The sequence below is a fragment of the Candidatus Latescibacterota bacterium genome (assembly GCA_019038625.1).
GTDB lineage: Bacteria > Krumholzibacteriota > Krumholzibacteriia > Krumholzibacteriales > Krumholzibacteriaceae > JAGLYV01.
In genome coordinates this window covers 1-9797 of the sequence record JAHOYU010000117.1, presented here as the reverse complement: position 1 = coordinate 9797, position 9797 = coordinate 1, and the positions used below count along the sequence as shown (strand labels likewise).

13 protein-coding genes and 2 tRNA genes are annotated in these 9797 nt (G+C 50.5%); all 15 read right to left on the bottom strand.

The genetic code is table 11. The features are described 5' to 3' along the window. Positions 1–254: hypothetical protein (locus KOO63_09380; GenBank protein ID MBU8922018.1), on the bottom strand; the 254-nt coding region annotated here is incomplete at its 3' end. 1 nt (position 255) lies between these two features. After that, complete coding sequence (locus KOO63_09375; GenBank protein MBU8922017.1) at positions 256–756, bottom strand: hypothetical protein; 501 nt, start codon at positions 754–756, stop codon at positions 256–258. After that, complete coding sequence (locus tag KOO63_09370) at positions 747–1859, bottom strand: hypothetical protein (protein MBU8922016.1); 1113 nt, start codon at positions 1857–1859, stop codon at positions 747–749. Before KOO63_09370 ends, KOO63_09375 begins: the two co-directional genes overlap by 10 nt. 283 nt (positions 1860–2142) lie before the next feature. Further along, positions 2143–2250 (bottom strand) — tRNA-OTHER (locus KOO63_09365). An 862-nt stretch (positions 2251–3112) separates the two neighbouring features. Then, positions 3113–3208 (bottom strand) — tRNA-OTHER (locus KOO63_09360). Between the two features lie 6 nt (positions 3209–3214). Next, the gene (locus KOO63_09355; protein MBU8922015.1) at positions 3215–3508 is read right to left on the bottom strand and encodes a hypothetical protein; all 294 of its coding nucleotides are present in this window, start codon (positions 3506–3508) and stop codon (positions 3215–3217) included. Positions 3509–3758: 250 nt separating this feature from the next. Further along, positions 3759–4097, bottom strand: a complete 339-nt coding sequence (locus tag KOO63_09350) for a hypothetical protein (GenBank protein MBU8922014.1) — start codon at positions 4095–4097, stop codon at positions 3759–3761. A 49-nt stretch (positions 4098–4146) separates the two neighbouring features. Beyond that, entirely contained in the window at positions 4147–4722 is a 576-nt protein-coding gene (locus KOO63_09345; GenBank protein ID MBU8922013.1) for a hypothetical protein, read from the bottom strand. 2 nt (positions 4723–4724) lie between these two features. Further along, on the bottom strand, positions 4725–5279 hold the full coding sequence (locus KOO63_09340; GenBank protein ID MBU8922012.1) for a GNAT family N-acetyltransferase: 555 nt from the start codon (positions 5277–5279) through the stop codon (positions 4725–4727). Positions 5280–5281: 2 nt separating this feature from the next. Then, positions 5282–6544 carry an RtcB family protein gene (locus tag KOO63_09335; GenBank protein ID MBU8922011.1) on the bottom strand — a complete coding sequence of 421 codons (1263 nt, stop codon included), beginning with the start codon at positions 6542–6544 and terminating at the stop codon, positions 5282–5284. Between the two features lie 303 nt (positions 6545–6847). Continuing rightward, positions 6848–6997 carry a hypothetical protein gene (locus KOO63_09330; protein ID MBU8922010.1) on the bottom strand — a complete coding sequence of 50 codons (150 nt, stop codon included), beginning with the start codon at positions 6995–6997 and terminating at the stop codon, positions 6848–6850. A 264-nt stretch (positions 6998–7261) separates the two neighbouring features. Next, positions 7262–7549, bottom strand: coding sequence for a hypothetical protein (locus tag KOO63_09325; GenBank protein ID MBU8922009.1), 288 nt, complete (start codon positions 7547–7549; stop codon positions 7262–7264). Further along, on the bottom strand, positions 7546–7863 hold the full coding sequence (locus tag KOO63_09320; protein ID MBU8922008.1) for a hypothetical protein: 318 nt from the start codon (positions 7861–7863) through the stop codon (positions 7546–7548). Before KOO63_09320 ends, KOO63_09325 begins: the two co-directional genes overlap by 4 nt. Positions 7864–8300: 437 nt before the next feature. Beyond that, on the bottom strand, positions 8301–8510 hold the full coding sequence (locus tag KOO63_09315) for a hypothetical protein (protein ID MBU8922007.1): 210 nt from the start codon (positions 8508–8510) through the stop codon (positions 8301–8303). 205 nt (positions 8511–8715) lie between these two features. Beyond that, positions 8716–9797 (bottom strand): nicotinate phosphoribosyltransferase (locus KOO63_09310; GenBank protein ID MBU8922006.1); only part of this gene is annotated, 1082 nt, incomplete at its 5' end.

Here is a 9797-nt window from a genome sequence, read left to right as displayed (position 1 = left end):
AGATGATATAGTGCGGCTCGTAGGTTTCTTCCAACTTCGGCGTTAGCCTCTTGTAAACAGATTCGATGCTGTGTGTTGATCTCTACACACACGTTATCGTAGCCATACGCGGCGTCGGTGCGTGACTTCTTTACACGACGAACATCTGACATATGAAGTGCAGATGCTGCGACGGGCTTCCCTTCTTGATCAACAGCGAAAAACTCAGGATCGTTACCGACGGTAACAGATGGTATAAAGATGGCATGTTTCATACTACTTTGACTCCTTGCTTTCGAGTAGGGATGCGAAACCTCTGCGTAATAGTCGTGTGAATTTAGCGGGTTTCTCTTCTGTTTGAAATCCTGCAGGTCTCCTGGTACGTCCACCTCGTGAATAGTCTCGATCCCAGTGAGGTTCTCGGATACCACAGTTGAAGAACTCTGTTCTTTGTGGTTTTTCCTTCTTCGGGGTAAGTCGGGCGAACTCGTCTTCCAGGTACTCGTGTAACTGAGTGGCTAACTCAGCTATGTCATCTGCACCGACAACATGCAGATCGGGACCGATTCTTAGCTTGCCATTGAAATGAATGAATAGATCAGGTAGTTTCCGGAGTGTTCTGTTTATCTCGGACTGGGCTCTATCCATGTGATCTCGGCACACCCTAACTCGATCTTGTGTGTTGTTCTTGTTGTCAGGTAGAGAGCTGCGACCGACAGGCTCATTGACTGTGTTGTCGAGATAGCCGGCCGGCATTCTCCAAATATCTAGGCCCATGAGGCAGCCTCCAATCTCGTGTTAAAGTTGTTGTGAATCTCTTCTATCTTCGTACGCAGATCGGGACGATCTTTTGGACATTTTTTTCCGCCGTGCAGCCGAACTAAAGGCTCCCACGCAATAGCCGTGCCTGCGTGATCCTCACTTTTTATCGCATATTCTAGGCGCCAGTTCTTGCGTAAGGAGGGTCCAGTAGCAATCCAGCCTCCTTTGAGAATGATATTCTCAAAGGCAGTGATAGAACACTGGACCGCCATATTCCACAACGCTGGTGAATGCCAGGCGGTCTGATCCGTACTGTTTTCTTGTGCTTGCGTCATGATATGAGGACGCATAGCATACCAGACATCCAGCGCTTTACTGTAGTCATGTTCATCAATGATCTTTGCAACATCGAAACCCTGCACGGACTCTAGGATTTCTTCGGCTTGTTCCTTCCGCCTCACACCGGGAGCACAGCCCAATGACGCTGCTTCACGAATCAAGGCGTTAACGAACCAGTACAAGCCAGGATGGTACCACACAGACCCAGGCAAGCCTATTCGTAGCTCCGGCTCAGGGAAATTGTCGTAAGGAAAGGCGTACCCCAGGCTGTCTGTGACTATCACTCGTGTCCGCGCCGAAGGCTTCTTAATCTTGGCAAACTCTTTTGCAGCCGGATCGGGATTCAATAACAACCACGGAATTCGTACATATGTATTGACGAGTTCTCGTAGTCTAGGAACACCCTCCTTCAACCACTGCGTCAGCTCAGTCGAAAGTGGGTCGTTCCTGTCACGTGGTATGTTTTGAAGTTCAGGAATACCAGTCGTGGCCACTGCTGAACTTGCAACAGCGAAAGACGTATAAGCGCCTACCTTGTCACGGCAGTTCAGATCGTGCTTCCCAGCAACGTATCTCAAAATCTGATGAGTTTCGTCGTTGTGGTATGCTAGACACCCTGCTCGTGCTGTCGAGAACATTACGCGATTTTTGTTTGCCGAGAATTGCGTTTCAGGGACGAGTCCGTTTGCTGAACTGGTGGTGACCTTACGGCAATGGAACCAGGCATTACGTTTGTCCAGATCGTTCAGACGCTCAGTTTCATCGCTAGAGGCAAACACCCTTCCACGGTGTGCGATGGGTATGTGCGTTGCATCAAGTCGATAGTTACTGCATCCTACTGGTGCTCTGAGATGCCGAATAACAGGACGAGGATGCCACCCTGCTTCGAATATCGTATTCCTTCGCTGTACTGTGTGTCGATACGGCCGTGTTAGGTACTGCATGTGTTAACCTCCAGGAGAAAAGAAAAAACGGGCGGGAGAGATTCGAACTCTCGAAACGATCCGACGTGCTCAAAACACGACTTAAAGTCTCACCATATTTTAGTGTTGGTGCCGCCCGTGATGCGAGGAGGATTCGAACCTCCGTAGCTGTAACCCTCTACAGCATCCGATGGAGATCGGATCGGGTTTGTCCCTTAGTGACTAGGTGCCCCTTCCCTACCGCATCAGTATCCCATGTAACCGTGATCATCCATCCAATCCACAGTAGGATCTTCGTTGTCGACGTTATCGAATGCACTCAAGCCTTGAAGAGAACGACGCAACAGTCGTCCTTTCTTTACTTTCGGCTTCTTGGGTAAGGTCCTAGTAGCAGTTCCACGTGGTTGTGCCTTCGGCCTGAACGTGGCGCCTGTGCGTATCCATTGCCAGATTCCGGCATGTGTGCCCTCGTACACTTGTATACCAGATCGAATAACCGCGTACCGCATTGCATTTATGTGATGTATTACGGCGTTCGCCTGGATGTACTCCATTGTGTAGCCGTGATTTGCCAGGAATTTTTCGGGAGAACCTACAGTCGAATTAATAGGATGTGACCTGTTCCACGTATTTTCTGGGTCACAGGCATGACATGACCACTCAGCTGTCTCAGCAAAATCTAAGGGCGGAGCGTTGTCTTTCCACACTCCACAACTATTACACTGTCGTCTGGTCATCAGTTCTCCTGAATTTCACCTGGTTAGTGCTGGAGAGCCATTGCCAAGTCTCTACTTCATGAGCGTGTGCACACTCAGCTTGGAACATTAGACGACCACCTTGATAAATCTCCGGAGCCGAAACCTTATGACGTGGACTGACTATAGAATAGCCCAGGCGGAGTAATGCAGATTTCAACGTGATAGAGTCGTCGATGATAATGGTTCTGTTGAAGGTTGGTTCCTCGTTAGAACGGCTTCGCATTTCTGGAAGATGCGGTGTGCCTCTATGACGTACTACACAACTATGTCTAACAGGTTTCACTACGGCAACATCTATTACCGCAGCGGCAATTTTACGTAATAGCATGGTGCTCCTCTCGTTTATACATACGGCGCCTGGGGGATTCGAACCCACCAACCCTCTGCAACGACAGAGTGCTTTCCCAGCGGAGTCTTCCGGAATTGACACTCTTAAGCTAAGGCGCCTATCTCTCAGCAGACTGAACGAACTTCAGTCCACTGGCTTCTTGTAACCACTGAAATTAGCGGATACACAGGCGGCATGTTGAGATTCATACGAAACACGGTCATATTAACAATGGCGGCATGGGCTTCGGCTAGTGTGTTGTACTTCATTGCCCTATTCAGCGCCCTACCATCGCGATTGCCGGCAAACAACTCACCTATCGTCAGGTAAAGTCGCTCTGCTGCGGGAGTTTGATGTCCCAGATGCGGACGTTCCGAATACCACAGCACATACCGTTCATCTTCTTTCTTGGTTTTCATATTCGACGCAGCTCTGTCCAGGTTATACCCTTTTTGCCTTTTACTTCTACCAAGCTGATACACCTGGTCGGCTTGCCGACCTCCACCGAGCGGCTTGTGATAAACGTCATAGCACGGCGACTATCCTTAAAACGTTGGGCTTCTTGAAGGTTGCTAGTCCAACAGCATTTGCGACCCGAACCCTTACCTGCTGCTTCTTTCACGTAGCGTTTAGGTGCAAACGTTCTGTCGGGATCGTTCCACTCTAGAACTATTTGAGTGTCGTTAGGTGGGGAGGTTTGCATGGCTTTTCTACCTTTCCAGAAAGATACAGATCTTCGGTTAATGCCCAATCGCCTCGTACAATCGGACAAACATCAATTTCTCGGAAAACGCCTTTAGGCTGCATGATACCCAAACACAACACAGCCATTACTGCTTCACACCGAAACGGGAAGATGAGCGCTTCGGAAAGCGTGAGCGTCCACAGATCCGGCCCCGCTTCGTCCGGTTGCAACTGCATATACCAACGGCGTTTTACGCCCTCATGGTCTTTGCCAACGTAGGTGACTGTGTAGTGTTCTGGATTATCGTCCATCGGACTTTTCACTGTTGCATCTCCCATTCGTCGAGATTGTAGATGATCTGAGAATCCATAGTCAGTCCCCATCTTTCGACAGGATAAGACACTTCTTGGTGAAGTCCCATCCAACATATGCGTACTCATCCTTTTCGTGATCATCTGGGGTCTTGCCTAGCAACTGTCCAGCAGCGTTTTTCAGCGCGATCAACGTGTCTCGGTCGTCAGGACCGTACGGAGCGTGCCACAGTGCTTTCACAATTGCAAGAGCTTTGCCATCGTCTTCTGTAATCATGGCCATGAGATCCGTCAGTCGAGCTGTGGGACCATTCCGGTTCTCTAGATTGCGTTCTCCTTGTGAAAATCCTAGCTGAAAGGTTATCAACAGGATTACATCCAGCGCACTGCGTCCTCGTTCCTCGTGATAGTCTAGCAGCTCTTGGGTGAGCTGTTCTTTCGGCGGAGGACTTCCGGCTCCTACAGAGCTAACGATGTCGTTCGGGCCGTCGTACGGAATGCTGGTCTTTCGGTTTTTTCGAGTGCAGTCGTACGCGTAATGAACGGCCTTTCTCAGCTCCGGCAACACCCAGTCCAAGTTCCACATCTTGTGGGTATCACCTCTGGCGTGATGGTTGTACTTGGTTATCTCAGTCATGCTTACGCTCTCTTTCCGCTGAGCTTGATGTTGTCCTGATCTATGTTGAAGGCCCACAATCCCATAGGACTGTATACCGAACGGAACTCATGGACTTTGGTAAAGCTGGATATGCCCTGTCCTTGACAAAAGAAGTTCGCAAGGACTCTGTGTTCCGGTATGTTCTGCTCATTGACGGCGGCAAGAAGCAGAGTACAGTTGGCATGTACGGCGATGTTGGCCTTAGCTTCAAGCAGTATTTTCCCGATACCGAGGCGTCGGTATTTTGTCGTCACATACGTGTCATGGCTGATTAGTACCTCTCTTGTAGCAGGTACAGGAGTAAGACTGAACTGTGCAATAAGATCACTAGCCGGGGTGTGATTGGCGACGTTCCGGATTGTTACGTACAAACAGTGGGTGTTATCTTGGTCTGTAGCCTCAACCGCAGGCCAGTGGCCGATGTCCAAATCTAATACGTGTCGGATCGGATTGCAGTAGTAGCTGTTAAGAAGACTTTTTACTGCATCCAGATCCCATGCTCCACAGGAGGAGCGTAACTCTCCGAATTTACACATACTTAGCGGCCTCCTTTCGGTGCCATGCAGACCACCTTAGGCGTGAGAGTATGAAGTACTTGAATGGTATCTCCTTGGGCAGCCAGTACATCCGACAGTCTTCGGTAAACCTGTGGAGATTCGTCACGATCTCCGCCGCGCAGCACTATACCGGCTTCCGCGACAGACCGATCCATCATGTCCTGAGTTACCTTCGGCTCACGTTTCCATCCCCCTTCGGCTTTGTTAGGCTTGCCCAGAGCCTGCATCCTGCCCATCACACGACCTGCTCCGTGTACAGCCGAGAATAACGTCTGCTGTTGTCGACTGAATATCGCTAGCGAGTCCTCTTTTTCGTCCTTCGACATCTCATGCGTGTACTCTGGTGACTTTGGAAACGGAGTACCTTGAAGGATGACGGAGACGTCACACATAGATCCACCAACAAACCCACGTTGCCCAGGACGTGCGCCTGTTGCGCCCTTGCGAATCACCACACACGGCATCGGGGTGAGAGTGTCTTCCATCCAAAGGTGCTCCACCCAAGCATAGTTGTGGTGATTGTATACGTGGTCTAAGACCTTGGCACCTAACAACTTAGCCACCAGATCTACTACCCACTTACGTCCGATTTGTGCATACTCACCAGCCAAGGTCATCGCTGTCCAGTAATCACGCCCGATCGGATCAGTCAATGACACTAATCCAGTGCCGACCTGCTCCTTCTTGACTTGTTCGCCCCACTCTGATCCCACAATGAGAGCTAGAAAGTTGGAACAGATGTCGTATCCGAACCGTCGAGAACCGAAGTGGGCTCCTACCCACACGCGATCCAGTTCGTCGATGAACACGTCGACATAGTGGTTGCCGGCTCCGATGGTGCCGATTTGCTCACGCGCCTTCTTGTGCAGTTTCCCTCGGTGATTGTCAGGAAAGATGTCCCAACGATCGTCGTCAAACAGAGGATGTGAGTTAGGTGCACGAGGATGATTGTTTACTCCTCCGGCGCCGAAGACCAGGTTCTTGGTGATCAGGTCTGCTACTAACTCAGCATCGAGATCGGAGCCCATCATGTCGAGCAGGACAGCGTTGTTACCGCAGCCTATGTCATACCCTACATATGCTGGCGATACCTTGTTGTCGAACGCCCCAACGCCTCCTATGGGCATCCCGTAGCCTCTGTGGCCGTCTGCCATCAGCGCAGTTTTCATAGCGAACTTGTTGACTTCGTTCAGCTGCTCTAGTGTGTTCGGATCGTGAACACCTAGTATGTGCGGTTCTCTCATGAAGTTTCTCCAATCAGGCAGACGTTTTGGATTTCTTCGAGCGTGCCAACCACTTGCGTCGTTGCTCAACCTTGGCAATGTTCTCTCTGGTTCTGCGTTCACTCTGCAGGGCTGAGTCGAAGTTGCAGAATTTGATCATACGTGATTTTGAGAATGTCCCAGGCTTTGTCCGTATACCAGTAGGACCGACTGTCACTTTCTTGCCTGTCTTGCTAACCACATGGATGGCTTTGGGCAGGCGATGAAACGGATTACGATACGTCTGTCGTTTGCGCATGATACACCTCTTGTTAGGAAGAATGACTACTTGCCTTCGTTGAGTATCTGTTCTACTTCACGTTCAGCTTCTTTCAGTTCGGAGTTCTTGAGCTTCTTCGGTGTAGACTCTTTGGGAATAGCGCAGTGTGAGATACGCATGCCGATCTTGATGATGACGTAGACGGTTTCGGTCACAATGCGCATGCTCACAGCTAACGGCCACACCAAGAGACATATCCAAAGTCCAGGGACAACTCCAAGTGTAATGTCCGAACCGTGTGGAAACATGATGTGGTTGATACAGTACCAGTCAGTTTGCTGAGAATACCTTATACTTCGTACTTGATGGACTGGCGGAGAGATCGTGGTCCAGAGTTTGAATATGCCTATACCCAAGCCGAAGTATCCTGCTAGCCCCAATACTACCACTAACATCGGTCGTCCCCCTTCCTGTCCATCTCAGCCATGAGGCGAATTTGGAAGATCCTTCGTTGTCCAGTCGAGAGTACGTCGTACCAGTACCCTGGCAATTTGCACACCTGGGTCTTTTAAGAACAGACCCCAATACTCCTCAGCGTCGGAGATCGAATGAAACAAACGTGCGCGATCAACTTCCGGCACTGTAACTTCGGGATAATCGGAGAAGTACAGTATGTCGTAAACGGTATCAGGCTCTTCGCCGTGAACTCTGTCGAACGACATCGTAGCTTTCTTGGTCACCTGAATCGCAGCGTATTTTGTTTTCATTTTTTCTTGTTTCTCGCTTTCTGAACCTTCTTGCCTGCCCGCTGCTTGGGATTGGCTTTCTTTTTGGGGAGCCCGATGGTGGTGTGCATATTGTTGGTCCACACATATCCCTTAGGTGGTACGGCGTACGTTGGACCGTAGATCGCCTCGAGCTGGCACAGAGCGGCAAACTCGTTTTCGTCGGTCTCGGCGGGTGGGTCAATTAGTCGTCGCCTGCCGTATTCCTTTGCTACACTGTAACCTGCGATGACGCGCACAACCAAGCGTGCGAATGACAGACGCGTCTGAGGTACTTCCGGTCCTTTGCGTTTCATTTTGGTGCTCCTAACTGTTGTAGGCTCACGGATCATTTTTCAAAGAACGTAGTTCATCTTCACGATCCTTCAGTTCTTTTTCAAGCTCGGCCATCCGGTCTAATAGCTGTCGACCTAGATGAACCAATGTTGGGATGTACTGCCACATGTAGGCTTTGTGTTGTTCGCTACCTGCCTCATCATACATCTTCTCTATCTGATCTAGCCTAGCGCGGGTACTCATAAGTACTCATCTCTTAGCAGCATGAACAGATTCAGTGAGTGTGTGGTTACGTCTACTACAGCTGCGGCTGCTTCAGCAGAAGCGTCGCTTTCTTCTAGGTGATCCCAAATATCTTTTAATATCTGGACCATGTCCTCTTCACCAGCATTGCAACCAAATCCCTCTAACCGGTGGCGGGCATTTCGAACGTCTTGTCTGTTCTTCCACAGTGCGGTCATTGTGCCAGCGCCCGAGAACAGATGGGTTCGTCTTTGAGCACGAACACCGTATCTGACCCGGTGCCTGCGTGGTTCAGTCTCTCAATACAGTATCTGTCTTGCCAGTCTATAATGGAGTTGTTCTTTGCCACAGCGACCATCATCCCACATATCAGCGCACCCACGATAATACCGCAAAACATTCCTGGCGTGAATCCATCATCCATTAGAATATCCTTTCTGCACAATAAGGTCTACGAGTCACTATCTCTAACGAATCTACGCTGGCTGGAGCGTGCTGAAATTCCACGAAGCATACATCGTCGTGATACAGGTCTTCTGCGTCTTGTGCGATCATAATTGCCACGAGAAGAACGATAAAAGCTCCTATCACAGCACCTATCCCAAAAGCCGGTACAACCAGATCATCACTCATAATCCTGCCGATCTTTTTATTGCTGCGCGTGCCCGAACCGCTTGAAAATCAGTGGTACTGGTGACCATACCGTTCTCAAACACCTTGCGCAGATAGTTGGGGCCAGCGAACCATGATTCCTCGGGTACGGTGATGATGTGCCCGTGTGGGCCGTCACACACCGCAAATCGACCCTTCTTGGAGTTCTTCATTGGGTCAGTGGCCGGTTGTTTGAACACGTCGTATTGATGTCCGTTTCTCTTCGTCGACGAACATTTGAACGCGAAACACTGCGTGTCTCTGTTGAGTTTCTGAAGCAGCGCGCCGCCCATACCGAATGCTACGTTGTCGGCCGAGATGCCGTTCGCTTCCAACGTACGCAGGACCAGTCCGATCGAGTCGATGTTCACGCCGTCACCCTGAATCACACGCACTTTGTCGTTCAGGACATCAAAGCCCTTGCTGTTGGTGGTGTGGCCGAAGTGGGACATGAGTCTCTTGATCACGTCAAGGACTACTTGTGGCGGATCACCGGAGTCAGGTCGTACCACCAGCGTACCGTTGGCGGCAAGGACTTCTTCCTTCAGTGTGGTGCCCCAGATATCACAGGCGTTCATGATGTCCCAGGAGTCAGAGACACAGGCGTACAGAGGAAAGTTTCCGTACTGCTTGATCATGTTACGGTATGCGTCAACCTCTTTGTCCTTCCCCCACGAGGTGATGGTACTGTGTTCCGATGCGGGAATGGAGTAGCCAGCGCACGGCTCGTCATAGAAATATTTTCCGAGCTGTAGGGCAGCCATTGTGTCAGTACCCATGAAGTTGACTAGGTGCGCCAGGCCACCCAAAGCAGCAGACTCTGGACTGGATACACCTCGGAAGCCGAAGTCATGCAATTTGAAGTCGATCAACTCTGGGGTACCTGTGCGCTCCAGTGCGGCGAGAATGATCTGCTTGATGGCCCGGCTCTGCGTAGCCACGGTGCAGGGATACCATACCTCGGACAGCAGCGTCTCGAAGTGGTTGGTCAACCACGGGACATTACCGGGATCAGTGTTCTCGACCGTCATCAGTGCGTTCTGAATGGGTAGCACAGTGC